Genomic DNA, 20,990 nt, shown 5'->3' with positions numbered 1-20,990 from the left:
TTGTAAGGCGGAAGTAATTTGGCCAACACAGCGGCTTTACGTTCCGGTGAATAACGTTTCATATCAGGCTCCGTTGCCCCCATTGAGATTTTCAGTATGGGGTGTCAACTATCCTGCCAGAGGGGGAGGCTGCTGTTATGATAATGCGGTAATGGAAAGCTTCTACCACACGCTGAAAACGGAACTGATGCAAGGTAAAGCGTTTAGCAGCAGAGAGCAGGCAATGAACGCCCTGTTTGATTATATTGAGGTGTTTTACAATCGCCGTCGCAGGCACTCAACGCTGGGTTATCAAACGCCGGTGGATTATGAAATGGCGGCATAATTAGGTGGGAATAATTTCAGGGACAGATCAATCTATACAAAGGCAGTTGGATAAGAAGAGCCGTATGAATCGAGAGATTCACGTACGGTTCTGTGAGAGCCTGAGGGGGCGGTTCCCTTGGGCTACTCGACCCCCATCAAAAACCCTAATGTGGAGTCGCTGTTCAGGACGCTGAAATATGTACCGAGCTGGCCGTCATCAGGGTTCGGAACGTTGGAAGAAGCGCGCGGGCCTGGGTGGAGAGATTTACCCGGTGGTATAACGGGGAACACCGTCACAGCAGTACCCGGTATGTGACGCCGGAGCAGCGGCACCCGGGTGAAGACAGGGAGATACTGCGGCAACGCGATGAAATATACCGGGCGGTCCGGGCGGTCTATCCGGCACGCTGGTCGGGAAGGACAAGAAACCGGCAGCCAGACGGTGCAGTGATGTTGAATCCGGAGCAGGAAAAACAGGCAGCCTGAATCAAGCGGGGGTGCACTACCTTGACACTTACCGGCTAGCGTATGCTTAAAAGTTTTTATGAAGCCTATGGTCAGCTAGCCTGCGCATAGCATGGAAGCAAGGGAATATTCACGAAAACGGCATAACAGTATTTATAGTGCTTCTCATACAGGCATGACGATGCTTTATTTTACTGCCACATAAAAAAACATACGCCCATCTAGGCAAATAAGAAGCCAAAAAATTCGCTGTGAACAATTCTGAATGCAGCGTCCTCTAATCATTTTTCAGAGGCCCCCCATCCTGTGAAGGCAGGCCTAAAGCAACACTACTTCAGAAATGGTCGAAAAGAGTCTGGAATATTGACGCTCTCAACTGAAAAATTCTCATGGAGTAGGCACCTAATCAGAACCAAAAAGGTCACGGGTATAGGTTTTTTCCGTCACATCAGACAGTTCTGGTGCCATACGATTAGAAAGAATAACATCAGAAATTTGCTTGAACTCAGCCAAATCGCGAATAACACGAGAACGGAAAAAAGTGTCCTCATTCAACTCTGGCTCATAAACCACAACTTCAATTCCCTTCGCTTTAATTCGTTTCATTACCCCCTGAATAGCAGAAGCGCGGAAATTATCCGATCCTGATTTCATCACCAGCCGGTAAACACCAACGATTTTTGGGTTACGTTCGATAACAGAATCGGCAATAAAATCTTTGCGGGTGCGGTTGGCTTCAACAATAGCATTGATTAAATTATTAGGCACACTTTCATAATTAGCTAACAATTGTTTCGTATCTTTGGGAAGACAGTAACCGCCATAACCAAAGGAAGGATTATTGTAGTGATTACCAATACGAGGGTCTAAACCAACCCCTTCAATGATCTGTTTGCTATCTAACCCATTAGTTTGTGCGTAAGTATCAAGCTCATTAAAATAAGCTACGCGCATTGCCAGATAGGTATTGGCGAACAGTTTTATCGCTTCTGCTTCCGTTGAGTCCGTATGCAACACCGGGACATCTTTCTTTATAGCCCCCTGTAACAACAAAGCAGCGAACTTCTCAGCACGCTCGGAACGTTCGCCGACAATAATACGGGAAGGATACAAGTTATCATGCAACGCTTTACCTTCGCGTAGAAACTCCGGCGAAAAAATAATGTCTTCCGTATTATATTTTTTCCGTGCTTGCACCGTGAAACCAACAGGAACCGTAGACTTAACAATCATTATCGCATTTGGATTGATAGCCAGCACATCGCTGATAACAGATTCTACGGAACTGGTATTAAAGTAATGTGTTTTGGGATCGTAATCGGTCGGAGTGGCAATAATAACAAACTCAGCTTGCTCATAGGCTTCACGTTTGTCTATTGTCGCCCGAAAATTAAGAGACTCTTTCTTCAGGAAATGTTCAATCTCCTTATCCACGATAGGAGACTGTTTATTATTTAGCAGAGCAACCTTTTCTTCAATAATATCTAAGGCAATAACATCATTATGTTGAGCCAACAATATGGCATTGGATAAACCGACATATCCTGTACCTGCGATTGCTATTTTCATTTTTCAACCATTTAAAGTTAAATAAAACATTTGAAATATTCATCGGAAACTAAAATATTATAAAAATCAATAAAATAAAAAATTACATTGCTTTATTTATTGCATATTTTCAGGACAGCAGATTATAGAATTATTATTACTGCTTTACTCCCCCTCAAAACACCAGCAAATGAATTAATAGTCACACCATGCAATCAATTACTATATACTTAAACGTGGGCAATCCTATAATTTGCGTACTTGTTTTTTCACATATTTATTGTAATAATAATACTGAACAAGTAATCCCGTCACCTCAGCTAGCATTTCCCCTAAAAGCCCCCCCCAAACACCATAAAAATAACCAAAGAAACAAATAGCCAACACCCCCACTACAGCAGAGGAAGCATTAGCAATCGATATTTTTTTGGATATGCCTATTGCGACCAAAGCTAAGCCATACCCCCTAGACATACAAATTATTGAAACTATAGCTCCAGCGAGAAAACAGTATTCCAAGCTTATATGAATTGTATTTGAATATATATATGGGCTAATAAAATAACAAGTAATTGCAAACCCTATCATGCTAACAATCCCAACCCAAAAATTAACAATAATTGAGATTTTTATCCTTTTAGCTCTAGTATCAACTGATGCCGTTCCAATCCAACTCTGCAACCGACTAGGAAACCCACTCAAAACTGATAAGGCCATTCTGAACAGACGTTCAATACCAGCGAAAACAGCCACAGCAGCAGGATTCACAAATCCGATTAGTGTAATTGGCAAGGACGTATAAAAAGTGCTAATCACTCGCCCCAAAACCAACTGATAATGCTCTTTAAATAACGACTTTAAACCATTGTAATCATTTCTCTTCGGAATTAATGGCACTTTTAAAAAGTAGGATGTTAAAAACATTGACACAATAAATGAGAGCAACAATGCAAGACTATAAAAAATCAATCCGCCATAAATACGAATAAGAAAAATACTAATCCCACAAAATATTAACTTTGGAATAACAATAAAGTAGAGAATATATTCAGGCTTATTCAAACCGATCAAATACCAATTAGGCAAAAGTGCCCCACAGGTAATAGCGATAGTCATTACAATTGCGGACAAAAGAAAATCATCAATCAGGAGATAGCAAATAAATACTGATATTTGAACACAAAAAAAGCTTATAATTAACCGAGAAGATAAAGACTTCCCATACCAAAACTTCCTTTTCGCATCATCTAAACCAGCTATTAATTGAGGCCCAATAACTCCCCATCCCAGCTCGCCAATGACTGCGCATGCACCGCCTATGGACTGAGCCACACCGACTGCAATGATAACTTTGCTGCCATACAAGGCTGTTATTGTTGGATATACTATGAATGGTATCATTGCTGATAACAATGGAAGAACAAAATATAAAAACATTTTCCATATATTTTGTTTAGTGAAAATCATCACAAGACCTCAGCTAGCTATACATCTGGAAATCGTTGTAATGACGTCATTCATCGGTCTCCCATAAGATTGAACTAAGGTTTCATCATATTCATAACAACCATTTTCATATACATCCTGAATAGCACAAAGTAGTTTCTCCGCCAATTTATCAGGCGATGCGACTGCCACATACATTCGTGGGTGTAATCCCTGCCTGGTGCCATTCAAATCATTTGTAACTGCATATGCACCACTTGTTATCGCATCCAAAGGGGGATGCGATGGATGAGGACTACATTGAAGAGAAAAGACAATATCCGTCTCACCAAGTTTATTAAAATACCCTTCCCAAGATAGTTTACCCAATGAACGTAATGTCACCTTATCAGATAAGACAATATTTTTATGCTTTTCACCAGCACTTACAACTTCCAATTCGTAATCACTTACATCTACTCTTTTTGCAAGAAGAGTGAGTGCGCCAATTCCTATATCAAACAAATTCCGGGGTTTACTGGGTCTGCCATAAAATAATATTCTAATCTTTTTTGAAGATTTTCTATCAGCACATGATTTCTTTAACATGTGCAAATCAATTTCAGGGAAGAAAACTAATTCTTCAGAGCAAGGTATGTTCGCTTTCTTCAATGCATTAAATAACGGATATGAATTTACTACATGATGAAATCCTGCCACATATGTCTCCTCAGTCAGAGCAAAGGGCGTAGACCATGGATGGAATCCAGATTCATGATCCTGAATTAAATAAACTACGTTTTCTGGCTTAATTATACCAAGATGGGCCGCTACAGTTAAAGAATGTGCAGTCGTCCAATAAGTCGCTATCCATATATCATCAGGATTAACGCTAAGATTTACGATATCATAATCACTTACAAACTCAACGCTACTATTTGGAAAAAGGTTATTAGCTATCCACTCCCTACCCTGCTCATCAGGGAATGCACCGAAAGTAATAATCCGAATTTTTAAGGACAGATTTAATGATAAACGTGAAGAGAACTCCAGTGCTGTTTTAATTCCTGCAAAAACGCCATTCGGTGGTAATCCTGGCAAAATCAAATTTATTTTTTTCCCTACATTCGAATCAGTATTAATACATGAAACAGCTAAGCTGTACGTATTCAATCGGGAATATGCCACAGCTTGATCATATTTGGCACTTTTTTTAATATATAACTCTGATATTTTCTTTTCTTTAATTTTTGCATGAATTTTTGATTGTATTTTTCTTAACACAATAACCTCATCAGTTTTACTATAGCTAAAAGATGTTAAATACGACTAAGAATATTTATTAGTTCTTGTAACACTTAGGATGAACACCTAAAAAATACGCTTTTATCATACTAAATACATTTCCCCATTTCATCTTCATAAATTCACTGATAATTCCAGAAAAGAATTTATAATACAAATATAAAGAAGGATATCTTCTTGCAGAAATAGCTATATCTAATGCACGTTCTCTGGTTCTGAAATCATTCTTATTTTCACTTTGATCCAATCTGGAAAGAGAATGCATTAAAAAAGAAGACGAGCGAACACTCACATTCTCTCCCTTACTCACAATCTTATAAATACGGCGAAAAAGACTAAAATCAACACCGTATAAAGCATAATGTTCATCAAAGGGTTTTAAATTGTGTTTCTTAAATTTCTCCACCAGAGTTCGATTTATGATCAAACCAGAACCGATAGACAAAGCAGATTCAGAATCTAAATCAGTATCTGTGGTGACAATTCCACTTTTACATACGGGATAATAAATTTTTTTATCACTAGTTGAAATAATCTTAGGAAGCTCCAAGTCCACATAACTGCTTTTAATTGCATCAATGAACGATTCTGATATTTCAGTATCATCATCGAGAATAATGAATTTCCCTGCATTGTTGTATTTTAAAAAAAATTCATTATATATAATACTAAGAGGCCAGTTATCAAGACAATTAATTAACTCCACCTGATTATCAAAACAGCATTCCAACTTAGATAAAAACTCTCTTTCATAGGTTATTTCGCGAGGACCATTATTATGAATGACAAGTTTTGTATTATTAAAATAATAATTGGATATCGTATCAAGGGTAGTGGACTCGTGAAGAGCTTTATTGTACATAATCACTAATATGACATTAGCCCACATGCTCACCTCTCATAAAAACCTCATCAATATTATCAGAAAGCACACATTCATTTTCGAAACACATGAACAAAAAGGCTAAAGAGTTTTTTACTTCATATTCTTTATTGATAATAATCATCAATAATTTTTTCGACATAACCAAAAAAACAATCAATAAATGACATCTTTTCTATATAAAACATAAAATTTAGTAATAAAGAAAATTATTAGTCCTCCTGAAGCTCCGAACAATAACGGATTCACTGATCCCGAAAATATCCAAAGAGAAATAAAAATAAGCGGAACAATAAATCTCATTCCTCCACGGACGTCTTTTTGAATCGAACTAAAACACAAACTCATATATAAAAGAAGCAATATGCCAGCACCTAGGCTTCCCAACGTCATCAGCATCGATAAACTCTGACTTTCGTATAGATAAGGCGTATCCTCCGACCTCAAGGCATTAGGAATAAAGTATCCAATCCCATGTCCTAAAATCGGTTTTTCCAAGAACGAATTTAATAACATTCTATTCTGCCATACACGTTCGATATCTGACGCCATGTTTGAGTTATTATCGCCACCAAATCTGGTCTCTATTATTTTAAAAACAAGTTCGCCGAGTGGTGTCATGGTTAGCAATAAGAAAAGAACAACTGCGCCTAGAATCAGAACCTTGAAAGTTTTTAACAAATTAGCTTCAAGAATAATAGCAAGAGCAATAAAAAAAACCGTCTCGGCCCAAAATGCACGAGAAAGAGTAAGCAGCATTGAAATAATCAACAAAACAAAAGCACTGTAAAGTAGGATCTTATTATCCTTGGAATAAATAATTTCTTTTGTGACGAAATACATGAAAAATGGAACAGCTGAATCTAAAGGTATTTGTAATCTGGAAATAAATGTCCCCTGAACCCCTAGTGACATCATTTGAATATTCCATGTATCGCGTATCCAGGTGATAATATCCCCCATAGCAATGCCGGATAATAACGAAAATGTAAGAACACCAATTTTTATTATGGCAATAGAAACAAACATTTTTTTTATTGTTTTATAGATTAAAATTCTATTAGCATCAGAATATTCGCTGCAACATATAAGAAATACGGCCACAATTACGGATAAAAGTATATCTCTTGATTGCCCGAGCACATACTCGGTCACATTCCCTTGAATAATAGAATACAAAACTGCAAACAATAAAAAAACAATGAAAGGGAAGGTCTTTAGCACCATCTTTCGTATCAACACTGGGCTAGATAAAGCATATGCCCCCATACTTAAAATAATTAATGGACTACGTAGAGCCATTAAATATACTGATAAGTTTATAAAAAAACTTTTTCCTATTTTCATTAGAGTCTATCCCAATAGGATTCTATTCCGCGTCTGCGCAAGTATATAGATAAGTCATTACCACCTAGTTCAACATGTTTCTAGTGTCGAACTTGGCAACGATAAGAATGATTTGTTGGCCCTGTAATTATACTATTCAATAAAAACATCTTACACAACATAAAATCCTTTTATAAATCACCTCTCATAATCTATACAATTTAAATAACACCTATTGGATTACATTAATTAACATAATATGAGTTAATTTACCCTGAGATTAATCAAAAGGCATTGGCGCGTGGCTAGGCAATGTATTCTTAATAACTTTTTCACTATCAAATTTCCAATTAGGTAAATGATTCGTGTAGATCGCAATAGGCCTGTTATCTAATGAAATACCTTTCTCTGCATCCACATCATTCTCAACATCAAGATTCCATTTTTCTATTGATACCTTTCCTTTTATCCCTGTTAAAATAGATACATTTTTTTCACTATCTCGGTTATTATTCCACGCAACAATTGAATAATTGTTTTCTTTTTTCTTTTCTTTCAGAACGTAAGCTTCTACACCGTTACCGGGGAAATACCGTCCTACTCTCTCTCTCCCTTTCATTGAGTCAACCGCCATTGCATAGGCTAATAACCTTAATTTTGGTTTCCAATTCACATCAAAGAGTCCTGAAGAATATAGTTTATTATTTAAAAAGCGATCCTGTGCCAAAAAATAATCAACGCGTTTCATATCATAAAAGAAAAAAGCTCGAGCAAATATTTTTATCATATCATGCGGGTTAGAATCTTTTTGATATACGATAGAGGTATCTAATTGTTCAGTATCTAAAATTGGTTTGGGCTTTAGATTAAATTTTTTCTGTTCATCACGGATAAAATCAGGTAAATCATCTTTCGGATAGACATAGTGATGTATTGAATAAGCATCAGTGTAATTATCTATTCCGAGTCTGAAGGCCTCATCGACAAATCGTCTTCCACCATGACCACCTCCTAAAGAATCATTTCTGGAATAAGTAGCAGAAAATGCCGTAGTTTTAATATATTGTCCACTTCTATTGATAGCTTCTTTAAGCATTTTCATCTCTTGAACATATTGAGCCGGCGTTGAACGAATCCACCACACGGCCGGTGCATCTACCTCATTTGCCAATTCAGCATATTCAACATTATGCCCTTTGAGCCTGGCGAGCGTCACATCAAGATAATTGTTATATTCGTTATAAAATCTTTCATTTACTGCTGATAATTTATTATTAGCGACAGTGAACTTTGCCGGAGGATACCCAAAAACAAATAGCAGGGAAAAATTGTATTCTTTAGCTTTTTTAAGCTGAAAATCTAATTCTTTAAAATTCGTAGGATTACCATTTTTATCACTTAATCGGTGCCAACAAGTCTCAAAACTTCTAAAGGAATCTACGCCCGCATGTGCCAATAATGAATAGACTTCATTAATCTTATTGATATCACCATCAGCTTTTATCGCAGGTATCTCCATCCCATGTAATCCGAATTGCGTATCTGTATCTCGTCTAGAGCGCTGCTCCTCTAGATTTCTGCTAATTATCTTCTCATAAACATACTTTGACACATTATCATTGACTTCTTCTTTAGTTTCTTTTATTTGTCTAAAATAACCTGATTCAGCTAATATTGAAGTTGAAAATGTGAAAGGGAATAAAAAGATCATGAAATAAAGAGAAGAATTTAGAAATAAGGGTCGTGTCTTTTTCATAAAATCCCCTTCAATCAGTCTTGAGCATAGCTTCGTTTAAAAAAATTGGACGTTATTTTCTTTCGATAAATTTTACCCATATATATTTTGCCAATGCGTATGCTAATGCCCTGGTTTTATAACGCCATGCTACATCAACATCATTAATTGCAGAATAATATCTCGCCCAATAGGGAGTTTTCGTTCTGCTGTTATTCCACCCCCGACAATGAAATGCACTTATATCATTGATAATAGTTACATCCCATTTTTTCTTTCTAACTCGCAGGGATAGTTCTATATCTTCCTTATACATATAATAATTACGATCAAATCCGATTCCGCCAGACCTATCAGTACATTGCTCTAACGTAGTTCTTCTTATTAGCATAAAAGCACCACACACAGCTTCAACCTCTGAGAAACCATTTTTAGTATTATCACTAAAAACCGGCTGATTAGAACCTAAATCAAACCACCGTCCAATATTATTACACTTAATACCTAAAGAATCGTATATACCAAGCGGTTTATTATTTTCAATATCAAATCTTATTAAAGGAACAGAAAATATTCCTGTTTTTTTAAATTTATCTAGCGATGCTATCGTCAACAGTTCATCCAAATCTTTCCCTTCAATCCTGGCGTCTGGATTTAAAAAAAGAACCCAATCAAAATCAGATACATTAGTAAGTGCTTTATTGTTAGCAGCTACAAAACCAATATTCTCATACTCTTCTATACGAAGATGATGTTTTGTTTTTATATTATGCAAATATGAAGTATCGGTAGAGCCAGAGTCAATAACATTAATAGTTAAATCACTTGTGGAAGAATCTAATCCCTCTATCGCCCAATTGATATGCTTACTACTATTATATGTCACAATGATAATTAAACATTTTTTTCCCACAATCACCCCATCAACTTAATCATAACGATTTATAGGTAAAAATTGTAATGCATACTTCACCGCATGTTTGGGATCTTTCTTAGAAAAACTCCATGTAAGACTTTCCAGCAACCCGGCGCGATGCTCCACTGTAGATATAATGAAATTTATAAAATCAAGATTTTCACCCTGGTACATTTCTTTATTTCTTTCTTTAAAGTCAATTAATGCTTTACTGAATGGATAGCTTTTAGATACCCTATGCTCATTCTCTTTATGATCATGATGCATTACATAGGTAGCTTCTTTAAATCTTCTGAAATTACCATGCTCAAAAGACAATCGTAACCAGGTGTCCCAGTCCTGTAATCGCTTGGCGCGAATGTCGAAACCGCCAATTTTTCTTAATTTTTCAGTTGTAGTAAATACCTGATTAGAGGCTATATTACAAAAAAGTAAATCCTCATAATTCCCCTCAATATATTCTTTTTTACCTTTGTAGTATAACTTATCTTTCCCATCAATATATCTTTCTACAAAATTACAACAAATGAAAGATAGTTCATCACTCCAATTATCAACAAAAAATCTTATTCTGTTCGGTGTGAATTCATCATCATCATCAAGACCGGTAATAAATTCACCCGTCGCCTTATATATCCCCATATTTCTGGCAACGCAAGCACCTTGATTACTATCATTCCTCAAATATACAATTCTCGGATCTTTTTCGGCTAATGAGCTTATATATTCTTTTGTCCCATCTGAAGAAGCGTCATCACAAACTAAAATCTCGATATTGGGATAATCTTGTTTTAATACGGAATCAATAGCTCTTCTAAGTTTATCCCGCCTATTGTGTGTTGTTATATATATACTAACTTTAGGCTTACTTTTATCTGACATGATATCCCTCTACACTATAAAAATATATTCTATTAATAATTCATGCCATTTTATAGCTGACATGAATTATAATTCCTATATTTTATTTATAATGTTATATAATGCTTTTTCCCATTTCGATAATTCTACGTTGAGTGATTTTATCTTGCTTCCATTTAGACTGGAGTATGCAGGTCGTTTTGCAGGGGTGGGATATTGTTCCGTATTGATTTTATTTACTTGAGGAAGTTTGGCTAATCTGTTTTGTTCAACACCAATCCGAAATATCGATTCAGCAAAATCACTCCACGCAACCTCATTATCTCCGCAATAATGATACACGCCGCCATCAGCATGTTGTTTCAGTAAATCAATTATCGCCTGAGCGATATCTCCCGCATACGTCGGGCAACCGCGCTGATCTGCAACAATCCCTAGTTCATCACGATCTTGCGCCAAACGCAGCATGGTTTTGACAAAATTATTCCCATATTCACTGAATACCCAGGCGGTACGGATAACAATCGCATCAGGCAATATGCTTAAAACCGCGACCTCACCATCCAGCTTAGTTCTACCATATACTCCAAGCGGATTGGTTTTATCCGTTTCCACGTAAGGCTGAGTAGCCGTACCGTCAAATACATAGTCTGTTGAAACATGAACCAGGCAAGCCCCGTGCTCTTTGGCCGCAATAGCCAGATTTTCCGGTCCTGTTTTATTAACTAGCGAGGCCAGTTCCGGCTCGCTTTCGGCTTTATCAACGGCAGTATAAGCTGCCGCATTGACGATAACATCCGGTTGGAACGCTTTTACCGCCGCCAGAACCTTTTCCTGGTTGGTAATATCAAGCTCATCGCTATCTGTTGCCCATAGCAGCCAGCCAGCAGGCAGGCGATCCTGGAAACAACGTCCGAGCTGCCCCTTCGATCCCGTCAGTAATACTTTCATGCACCGAGTTCCTTAAACAGTTTGCCTAGTTTGTCTTTTTCGGAGAGCAGTGGAGCGGTTACCGGCCATTCAATGCCGACGTCAGGATCATTCCACAGCAGGCAGCCTTCGTTTGCCGGGTTATAATAATCCGTGCATTTGTATTCAAAATCGGCCACATCCGACAACACAACAAACCCATGGGCCAAACCAGGTGGGATCCAGAATTGCGTTTTATTTTCTTCTGAAAGAATAACGCCTTCCCAGGCACCATACGTCGGTGAGTCGGGTCGAATATCGACGGCGACATCAAAGACTTCTCCTCTTACAACACGCACCAGTTTCCCCTGCGGATTCGACTTCTGAAAATGCAGCCCGCGTAATACGCCTTTCGAGGATCGAGAGTGATTATCCTGAACAAAATCCAAATCAATTTGCAGCATCTCCTGATAACGTTTTTTTTCATACGTTTCTAGAAAGAAGCCTCTCGCGTCGCCAAAAACTTTTGGCTGGATAATTTTTACGCCCGTGACACGGGTATCTTTAACCTGCATATTATTTTTCCCCAATCAACCGGGCCAGATATTGCCCATAGTGCGTCTTACTCAGTGACTTTGCTTCTTCAGCAACTTGTTCTTTAGTCATCCACCCTTTACGGAAAGCAATCTCTTCCAGACAGGCCACTTTAAAGCCCTGGCGTTTTTCAATAGTATGAACAAACTGCGATGCTTCGATCAGGCTGTCGTGCGTACCGGTATCCAGCCAGGCAAAACCACGCCCCAGCAACTCCACATTCAGTAACCCTTTCTCGAGGTACATTTCATTTAAGGTCGTGATTTCAAGCTCGCCGCGTGAAGAGGGTTTTACCTGCTTGGCCATCTCGACGATCTGGTCATCATAGAAATAAAGTCCCGTCACTGCCCAATTTGATTTTGGCTTCAACGGTTTTTCTTCCAGAGATATCGCCCTGTTATTTTCATCAAACTCAACTACACCAAAACGCTCAGCATCAACTACCTGATAACCAAACACCGTCGCACCTTCTGTACGAGCTGCTGCCGTCTCCAACTTTTTGCCAAAGCTCTGTCCAAAATAAATGTTATCTCCCAACACTAAGGCGCAGCGATCACCGTTTATAAACTCCTCTCCGATAAGAAATGCCTGAGCCAAACCATCGGGACTCGGCTGTATCGCATAACTGAATTGGACACCAAAACGGCTGCCATCACCCAACAGACGTTTGAATGAAGGCATATCCTCCGGCGTCGAAATAATCAGGATATCTTTAATCCCGGCCAGCATCAGAACGGATATCGGGTAATACACCATCGGTTTATCATAAATAGGCAACAGCTGTTTAGACACTCCGCGAGTAATCGGATGTAAACGCGTCCCGGAACCACCGGCCAATACAATACCTTTCATATTAATTCCTCCTAAAATTAACGCGTTAATCCCAGTCGTTCCCCAGCGTAAGAACCATCTTTAACACGCTGCCACCATTCCTTATTCTCCAAATACCATTTGACGGTTTTACGAATTCCGCTTTCGAATGTTTCCTGTGGTTTCCAGCCTAACTCGTTATAAATTTTATTTGCATCAATAGCATAGCGCAGATCGTGTCCGGGGCGATCGTCCACATAAGTGATAAGATCTTCGTAGTTGGTAACACCTCTCGGTTTACTGGGAACCAGTTCTTCCAGCAACTGACAAATAGTGTGTACTACCTCAATATTTTTGCGCTCATTGTGACCACCGATATTATAGGTTTCACCAACTTTGCCTTCGGTCACTACTGTATATAAAGCACGCGCATGATCTTCGACATACAGCCAATCACGGATCTGACCCCCGTTGCCGTATACCGGCAATGATTTGCCTTCCAGTGCATTGAGAATGATTAACGGAATCAGTTTTTCCGGGAAGTGGTAGGGACCGTAGTTGTTAGAGCAGTTGGTAACGATGGTTGGCAGGCCATAAGTACGCAACCAAGCGCGTACCAGATGGTCACTGGACGCTTTGGAGGCCGAGTACGGACTGCTCGGAGCATAGGGTGTGAGTTCGGTAAACAGGTCGTCAGTACCGTGCAGATCACCGTAAACTTCATCTGTAGATATATGATGGAATCGGAAATCCTGCTTCCTCCCTTCATCTAAACTGCTCCAATACTGGCGAGTAGCCTCCAACAGGGTATATGTTCCCACGATATTGGTTTCAATAAATGCCGCCGGCCCATCAATAGAGCGGTCTACGTGACTTTCAGCAGCCAGATGCATTACCGCATTAGGCTGATGTTCATCAAAAATACTATCCAACTGAACACGGTCACAGATATTGATGCGTTCAAATCTAAACCGTTTATGATCTGAGACTGGTTTTAATGACTCCAGATTTCCCGCATAGGTGAGACTATCCAATACCAATACTTCATCATTGGTATTATTAATAATATGACGAACAACGGCTGATCCTATAAAACCAGCACCCCCAGTCACTATAATCTTCATACTATCCTCATTAAATTGACATCTTACTATTTTGATCGTCGATAAAATCAATTCCAATAACGCTTATGCATACTAAATTTTTTCACCAGTGTAGGGGGAATACGTTTATAATTTTGACCTAGCTTATAGCCTAATATTTTCATAAAGTTATTTATAAAGGCAAAGGGAATATATGCCATACCATGTTTCAAAAGAAAACGCAGTTCAGAAAAAATGAATTTTTTACCTTCGCCACCTGCACCACCGAAATTCTCTCTAATCCAAGGTTCATCAGCATGAAATACCCCTATATCAAAGTAGCGTTTAAACTCTTCAACTGCCCTGTAGTTATGAGAATGCCTAACTACTGCGTCAGAGATATAAGCGACCTTATATCCGGATAATACTGCTTTAGCAGTAAAGTACATATCCTCACACAAAATAGTGTTTGAGGGGAATCCACCTAACTGTTGGAGTACGTCAATACGATAGGCAGAAAAAGAATTAGACATAAAAACGGTTTTCAACCCCATTTTTTTTGAGTCACTAATACTGTAAATATGACTTTTCTCCGGATAGTTAAAATATCTTGCGTGCTGGGCAAGAGGATTAGCATCCAGATGAGGTAACTGCCGACCGTAGGCGCAGGCAACACCAGGATCATCAAAAGCCGAAAGGATTTTTTCAATAAAACCCGATTCCGGAATCGCATCCTGAGTTAAGAAAATCACAACGTCAAACCGGTCGGCGTTAACCTTGACCGCCTGATTTCGAGTTCCACCATGATTAAAATCTTTAGCATCAATATTAATGATATCGAACCCAAGACCTTTGGCTATTTCGGCCGTACCATCTTTACTACCGGAGTCAATAACCTGAACCAATAACGTATCAGGAGCATAACTTTTGATGTTTTCGGCCGCGACTTTCCAAACACCGTTGCCGTTATAGGTTGGGATCGCTACAAAATATTTCATTTTCTCTCTTTAAACAAATATGGACGAAGTAATATAGGAATGCCAAATCTAAGGAAAATTTTGATGCCAATAATCGTTCCTATCTTATTTTATTGCTCGAGATTTTATAATTAATATGCACCGTCTCTTTTTAAAACAACGTTGATTGTTTTAAACAAAATAACGATATCATTCCATAAAGACCAATTTTTGACATACCAGGAATCGAAATAGACACGAGTATCATAATCAACATCACTACGTCCACTAACTTGCCATAATCCCGTCATGCCAGGTTTTGCCATAAAGTAGTAATCAACGTCACCGGCATATCTTTCAAGCTCTTTTTCAATAATTGGTCTCGGACCAACAAGACTCATTTCACCTTTTATCACATTGAATAGTTGCGGCAATTCATCCAGACTGGTTTTCCGAATAAACTTACCGACTTTGGTTACTCGGGGATCATCTTTTAATTTAAAATCTTTGTGCCACTCTTCTCTTGCTTTAGGGTCTGTCAACAGTAAATTTTCTAATACATCTTGTGAGTTGACTACCATAGAACGGAATTTTAGGCATTTAAATTTTTTACCATTTTTCCCCACCCGTTCATGTCCGTAAACGGCAGGACCGCCATCTCTGGACACTAAGTACATAAGTAAAATCAGTAATGGGGAAAGAAGTATCGTTATTAATACCGCACCTAAAAAATCAAAACTACGCTTCAAAAAACGAGAAGTCATTTTTTCAAGATTGTTATTCACCCTCAAAATAATCACTTCATGACTAAAGATAAAAGACATATCTGTTCCGTAGAGAGGAACGCCTCGCAATGTAGGCACTACCGAAACAGAACGGCAATGATGTTTAGCCAGGTTTTTTAACCATTCATCCCGTTGTGTCTGTTCATCATATTCTAACGCCACAATAAATTGCGTGCTTCGAGGATCGCTGTTTTTCCATAACTCATCCTCAGAAGTAAGGACGGAAGCGTTAGGAATATCATTTAAACAATTCTTTCCTGTTGAAAAAAATGCTCGAACATCAAACCCTAATATAGGCTCGCTTTGTAATGCATCGTAAGCATCCTTTGCGTTTTTTCCATCACCGATTATGGTTGTAGATTTTTTCCACATACCATATTTATCCAGTATTTTTTTAGTCATGGTTCTGAATAGCGGTACCAATATTAGCGCCAAACCCCATGTCAAAATCCAAATATGGCGGGAAAATTGCCACTTTGAAAAAGCCACCATAGCGAGATCTAATACAGCAAAAATAATGAGTGTCCGTAAGATTTCTTTCAGCTCAAACCAAAATGGTTTTCTGTAAGAGTAATGTCTTAACCTAACCCAAAACCACGCCACACATAGAATGGACAGAATAAAATGAGAGAGAAAACGAACTGGCAACTCTGATACTGGTATATGCTCGCGAATATCCACTCCAAGAGAAAAGACAATAAAAACCGCTATCAATAATGATAGATTAAAAAAAATCAGATCTGATACTGATAAAATCAGCTTCGCCAGATCTGTTTTACTTACACCCAAAAATATATTCATGTATATACCTTCATATTATCATTTTAATTTTATGCAACAAAAACTCATTAAAATTAATGTTAGTAACTCATTAATCAATGAAATAATATTCCCCTACAGATTAGTCACAGAATATTAAATATCAACCCAACCATCTTTATATGTTATTTATGCACACACCTATACCCTAAAAAGACATAAGCAAGTCTCGTTAAAAACAAACTGATTAAAATTTGCGCGCATAGCAATTTAATAAAATTGATATTTTAATAAATAACCAATGGGAGAAATGGCACCGCATAAATATGATAATATTTATGTGTTAAATAATAATGGTTAACTAGTGATTAAAAAAGAAATTTTCAGTGAAAAACACCCTAAATTGAAAAAATAAAACTTAAACATATTTTGGTTGTTATATGGCAAATGCCATATAACAACGTAATTGTTTAATACAGCGTTACCGTTCCCATTCAAATAACATCAATTATTTATCCGATTTATAATCATAAGTATAGTAATGATAATTACCATACCCATAATAACCAGCCGCACGTTTTACAATCGCATTAAGGATCACACCTTTAATTTCCGCACCATTCTGTTCAAAACGTCGAATACTTACCTCAATTTCTTTTAACGTGTTTTCTTCAAAACGCGCGACTAATAGCGACGTCCCAGCATGACGACTGATAATGGCCGCATCGGTTACCGCTAGAATCGGCGGAGTATCCAACAATATCAGATCATAATGCTCACCGGCCCAGGTTATAAACTCGGCAAAACGGCTGTGCATCAACAATTCGGAAGGATTGGGCGGCACCTGCCCGCGGGGAATAAAATGCATATTTTCCACCGCCGTGTTGCGCACGCTTTGCTCTGCGTTACACTGACCGGATAAAATATCCGAAAGACCTTCGGTGCTATGGGTTCCCATCAGTTCATGGGCATAGCCTTTACGCATATCGCAATCGACAATCAGCACCCGCTGCCCGGCCTGCGCAATCACCGCCCCCAGGTTGGCGCTGATAAAGGTTTTACCAATCGCCGGACTGGCTCCGGAAATCATCAGCACATTATTTTTTGCTTCCATCATGGCAAAATGCAGGCTGGTGCGCAGGCTGCGAATCGCTTCAATCGCCAGGTCCGCCGGATTGCCCACTGCCAGTAACTCTGTGGCACGGGCATTCTTTTTACTCCCTTGCCCCAGCAATGCCCGGTCTTTTTTCTGCTGCCATTCAGAAAGCGGCACGCTGGCATAAACATTAATACCCAGTTCTTCCAGTTCTTCCGGACTTTCAATCCCTTTATGCAACATGGTCTTAAGGATCACAAAAGCGGTAGAAAGCATCCCGCCCAGAATCAGGCTTAATAAAATGACTAATACTTTTCTAGGCTTAACTGGTTTTAGCTGTGTAACGGCAGAGTCAATAATACGTACATTACCAACAACGCTGGCTTTATTAATGCTCAGCTCCTGCTGCTTATTCAGCAGTTGCATATACACTTCCTGCCCTGCTTCCACATCCCGCGTTAAGCGCAATATTTCCTGCTGGGTTTTTGGCATCCCGCCCACGCGTTTATTGAGCTTATCCCTTTCTTGCTCCAGCGTTACTCTCTTCTCCATTAAGGCGCGATAAGCCGGGTGCTCTTTGGTATAAAGCTTGGAGATTTCCGCTTCTTTAAAGGTTAGTTCATTAAGCTGCGACTCTACCGATACCATGGTATCCAGAACCGCTTTAGCCTCTAACGATAAGTCAACAGATTCATTTTGCTGACGGAATCTGTTCAGTTTATTTTCGGCCTCATTCAGCGAATCACGCACAAACGGCAGTTGCTCTTTAAGAAACGCCAGACTTTTACCCGCTTCTTCCGATTTGCGCTCAACGTTTTGCTGCAAATAGTTCTGGCTAATACTGTTTAAAATTTTGCTGACTTTGGTCGGTTCTTCCCCTTCCAGGCTAAGCTGTAAAACGCCGGTATCTTTGCCCGTATCAGCAACAGTGAAATCATCAAGCAGCGAATTAATCGCGGTAAGTTCATTAAGTTTTTTTAACCGAAAAACAGTGCCATCCGACGCAGCAATATCACTCACTAATAGCGAAAGCCCATCGTGTTTTTCCAACTGACCGACAGTGCCAGTAAAATTAACGATATCACCAGCCGTTACCTGATAAGAGGAGCTACTTAATACTTTCAGCTCAATTTTTTCATCCTGCCAGGAAGCAGGTACTTCCAGGCGAGAAACTGCGATTTTTCCTGGCTCCTCATTTAAAATTCGCGCCAGTCCTTTACCTACGACAGGAAAATATTTTTGCTCAACCGCCGTATCCAGAGAAAGATCGCGAATGGTTTTACCAATCACCATACGGGATTTTATTAGCTCAATTTCTGCCGCCGATTGAGGTTTAGCCTCCGGCAACATGCTGGAGATATCACTTAGAAGTTTATTACCGGAGTTCTGCTCCACCTGAATTAATGCATCAGCCTTATATATGGGGGTCGCCAAGGTGGCATATAAAATCCCGACAATAGCAAATAGCGCGGTAACACCAATAATCAACCATCTATTGTCCAGTAATGTTCCCAATAAACGCCCTAAATCAATCTCATCTGAATTGGTTTCAGATGCTTTCACTGAAATTTTCTCTGCCATGGGTTTCCCTGACTGGTTAACGGCTTAATGCTTGTACCCATTTCTGGGCCGACTGCTCAAGTTGTGAATAGACAAATTCAAACGCTTCGCGGCTTTTACGGTAAGGATCGGCGATTTCCTGCTGATTCAGCCAGTGGCCGAACAACATGGTTTTGCCGCGCACCTCGGGAGCAATACGGCACACCCCGTCAATGTGGCCTTTTTCCATTACCAGGATCAGATCGTACTGACGGCACAAGGCGGACGTCAGTTGCTGAGCACTATGCCCTGCAAGTGAAATGCCGTGCTGACTTGCCACCTCAGTCGCGGTGGCATCTGCCGGTTTACCCACCAACGCCCCTAATCCGGCCGAGGCGATCTGTTTGGCGGGTAACGACTGTTTTAGCAGCCGCTCCCCGGTTGGGGAACGGCAGATATTGCCCACGCAGACAACTAAAATAGAACCAAACATCATTTATCTCTATGGCCAGTTACGAATACGCAATGTGCCTTCGGTTAATTCGTTAAAGCCGGAAATGGTCGGTACAATCTGACTGATTACACGGTTCCAGCGCGCCAGCGGTGCCGTGGTGACATAAACAATATCATAGGGCTGGAGGTGAAATTCGGTGCCCATAACCATTGCCGTGGCATCAGACATATTGAGCTGATAAATATTCGCCAGTTTTTTCCCTTCCGTGCCGCGTAAAGAACGAATGACAAACACTCCGCTGGCATCGGACACAGACTGAGATATTCCTTCGGCATTACCTAATGCCTCGGTCAGCGTCATACCGCTGCGGTCCATTTTCAGCGTGCTCTGTTTACTCACTTCGCCCATCACAAAGACTTTCAGATCGTCATTACGAGGGATGTATAGAATATCACCGGGATACAGTAGGCGGTTTTGCGACAGGTCGCCATTTTGCATCAGCGCCTGGAGGGAAATAAGTTGCTCTTTGCCGTTATGGGTCAGCACAATATTGCGCCAGTCGGCATTTTCCGTTAACCCCCCGGCTTTATTAATCGCATCCAGCACCGTCAACGGCACGTTGGTAATTTCCTGCTGGCCAGAGGTGGTCACTTCACCGGTCACATACGCTTTTTGCGAGCGGAATGCGGCGATACTGACATCAACCTGCGGGGATTCAATATAGGTTGCCAGCCGCCCCATAATCTCATCACGCACCTGCGTCACCGTTTTTCCGGCTACTTTTACCTTGCCGATATAGGGATAGAAGATAGTGCCATCAGAATGAACCCAGTTACCGGTATCCGCCGCCGTACGGTAGGTCCCCGCCGGGGTGGTTAACTCCGGGTGGTCCCATACGGTAACCATAATCACGTCGCCAATACCGATACGGTATTCATAGCGCTGCAATTCTTGATCCAGCTGTGGATTGGTCTGCGCCACCAGCGGTTTAGGACGCATTTTATCCACCAAAGAAGGGGTTAACGGATAAACATTGACCAGTTTATCAATATCAAAATCAGCATCCTGTTGCTTGACCACTTCTTTTCCACCGGTGGAAAGGTGAGAGCCGGGAATAATGGTACAGCCACTTAGCAACGCTGCGGATACCATCAGCGGTATCAATTTTAACCTGTGCTTTATCATTCTATGTATGCCATCGCTTTTAATTGAAAATTGCGCAAATCCCTACAAAAT

The 20,990-nt window shown here is 39.7% G+C and carries 18 protein-coding genes and 1 pseudogene; 2 read left to right on the top strand and 17 right to left on the bottom strand.

From position 1 onward, the window contains the following. Both MFP24_RS02310 and MFP24_RS02305 read left to right on the top strand, forming a co-directional pair. Window positions 1-325: IS3 family transposase (locus tag MFP24_RS02310; protein ID WP_249228993.1), on the top strand; the 325-nt coding region annotated here is incomplete at its 5' end. A 141-nt stretch (window positions 326-466) separates the two neighbouring features. Next, a pseudogene (locus MFP24_RS02305) lies at window positions 467-792 on the top strand (integrase core domain-containing protein); the annotation flags it as partial. Window positions 793-1,173: 381 nt separating this feature from the next. Here MFP24_RS02305 and MFP24_RS02300 read toward each other — a convergent pair. The 17 genes from MFP24_RS02300 to MFP24_RS02220 form a co-directional block, all read right to left on the bottom strand. After that, window positions 1,174-2,340 carry a nucleotide sugar dehydrogenase gene (locus MFP24_RS02300; protein WP_249228992.1) on the bottom strand — a complete coding sequence of 389 codons (1,167 nt, stop codon included), beginning with the start codon at window positions 2,338-2,340 and terminating at the stop codon, window positions 1,174-1,176. Window positions 2,341-2,565: 225 nt separating this feature from the next. After that, a complete protein-coding gene (locus MFP24_RS02295; protein WP_249246713.1) occupies window positions 2,566-3,786 on the bottom strand; it encodes a lipopolysaccharide biosynthesis protein in 1,221 nt (406 codons plus the stop codon). A gap of 9 nt (window positions 3,787-3,795) precedes the next feature. Next, window positions 3,796-5,028 (bottom strand): rhamnosyltransferase WsaF family glycosyltransferase, encoded by a 1,233-nt coding sequence (locus tag MFP24_RS02290; protein ID WP_249228990.1) that lies wholly within the window; start codon window positions 5,026-5,028, stop codon window positions 3,796-3,798. A gap of 58 nt (window positions 5,029-5,086) precedes the next feature. Beyond that, window positions 5,087-5,938: a glycosyltransferase family protein gene (locus MFP24_RS02285; protein WP_249228989.1), complete on the bottom strand. Its 852-nt coding sequence runs from the start codon at window positions 5,936-5,938 to the stop codon at window positions 5,087-5,089. A gap of 150 nt (window positions 5,939-6,088) precedes the next feature. Then, window positions 6,089-7,279, bottom strand: coding sequence for an O-antigen ligase family protein (locus tag MFP24_RS02280; RefSeq protein WP_249228988.1), 1,191 nt, complete (start codon window positions 7,277-7,279; stop codon window positions 6,089-6,091). A gap of 259 nt (window positions 7,280-7,538) precedes the next feature. Further along, window positions 7,539-9,014: a hypothetical protein gene (locus tag MFP24_RS02275; RefSeq protein WP_249228987.1), complete on the bottom strand. Its 1,476-nt coding sequence runs from the start codon at window positions 9,012-9,014 to the stop codon at window positions 7,539-7,541. Window positions 9,015-9,066: 52 nt separating this feature from the next. Continuing rightward, window positions 9,067-9,906: a glycosyltransferase family 2 protein gene (locus tag MFP24_RS02270; RefSeq protein ID WP_249228986.1), complete on the bottom strand. Its 840-nt coding sequence runs from the start codon at window positions 9,904-9,906 to the stop codon at window positions 9,067-9,069. 15 nt (window positions 9,907-9,921) lie between these two features. Continuing rightward, entirely contained in the window at window positions 9,922-10,791 is an 870-nt protein-coding gene (locus MFP24_RS02265) for a glycosyltransferase (protein WP_249228985.1), read from the bottom strand. Window positions 10,792-10,866: 75 nt separating this feature from the next. Then, a complete protein-coding gene (rfbD, locus tag MFP24_RS02260; RefSeq protein ID WP_249228984.1) occupies window positions 10,867-11,721 on the bottom strand; it encodes a dTDP-4-dehydrorhamnose reductase in 855 nt (284 codons plus the stop codon). Then, a complete protein-coding gene (gene rfbC / locus MFP24_RS02255; RefSeq protein WP_249228983.1) occupies window positions 11,718-12,254 on the bottom strand; it encodes a dTDP-4-dehydrorhamnose 3,5-epimerase in 537 nt (178 codons plus the stop codon). Before rfbC ends, rfbD begins: the two co-directional genes overlap by 4 nt. Window position 12,255: 1 nt before the next feature. Continuing rightward, complete coding sequence (gene rfbA / locus MFP24_RS02250; protein WP_249228982.1) at window positions 12,256-13,125, bottom strand: glucose-1-phosphate thymidylyltransferase RfbA; 870 nt, start codon at window positions 13,123-13,125, stop codon at window positions 12,256-12,258. Window positions 13,126-13,142: 17 nt separating this feature from the next. Beyond that, the gene (gene rffG / locus MFP24_RS02245) at window positions 13,143-14,207 is read right to left on the bottom strand and encodes a dTDP-glucose 4,6-dehydratase (protein ID WP_249228981.1); all 1,065 of its coding nucleotides are present in this window, start codon (window positions 14,205-14,207) and stop codon (window positions 13,143-13,145) included. A 47-nt stretch (window positions 14,208-14,254) separates the two neighbouring features. Continuing rightward, complete coding sequence (locus MFP24_RS02240) at window positions 14,255-15,163, bottom strand: glycosyltransferase family 2 protein (RefSeq protein ID WP_249228980.1); 909 nt, start codon at window positions 15,161-15,163, stop codon at window positions 14,255-14,257. A 110-nt stretch (window positions 15,164-15,273) separates the two neighbouring features. Then, entirely contained in the window at window positions 15,274-16,707 is a 1,434-nt protein-coding gene (wbaP, locus tag MFP24_RS02235; RefSeq protein WP_249228979.1) for an undecaprenyl-phosphate galactose phosphotransferase WbaP, read from the bottom strand. Window positions 16,708-17,173: 466 nt separating this feature from the next. Next, window positions 17,174-19,342, bottom strand: a complete 2,169-nt coding sequence (gene wzc / locus MFP24_RS02230) for a tyrosine-protein kinase Wzc (protein WP_249228978.1) — start codon at window positions 19,340-19,342, stop codon at window positions 17,174-17,176. Between the two features lie 16 nt (window positions 19,343-19,358). After that, window positions 19,359-19,793, bottom strand: coding sequence for an arsenate reductase/protein-tyrosine-phosphatase family protein (locus MFP24_RS02225; RefSeq protein WP_249228977.1), 435 nt, complete (start codon window positions 19,791-19,793; stop codon window positions 19,359-19,361). 9 nt (window positions 19,794-19,802) lie between these two features. Beyond that, the gene (locus tag MFP24_RS02220; RefSeq protein ID WP_249228976.1) at window positions 19,803-20,939 is read right to left on the bottom strand and encodes a polysaccharide export protein; all 1,137 of its coding nucleotides are present in this window, start codon (window positions 20,937-20,939) and stop codon (window positions 19,803-19,805) included. Window positions 20,940-20,990: the final 51 nt, after the last annotated feature.

Source organism: Brenneria tiliae (assembly GCF_023347575.1).
Classification (GTDB): domain Bacteria; phylum Pseudomonadota; class Gammaproteobacteria; order Enterobacterales; family Enterobacteriaceae; genus Brenneria; species Brenneria corticis.
The sequence above is the reverse complement of the archived record's forward strand: the minus strand, read 5'-3'. Positions and strand labels throughout refer to the sequence as shown.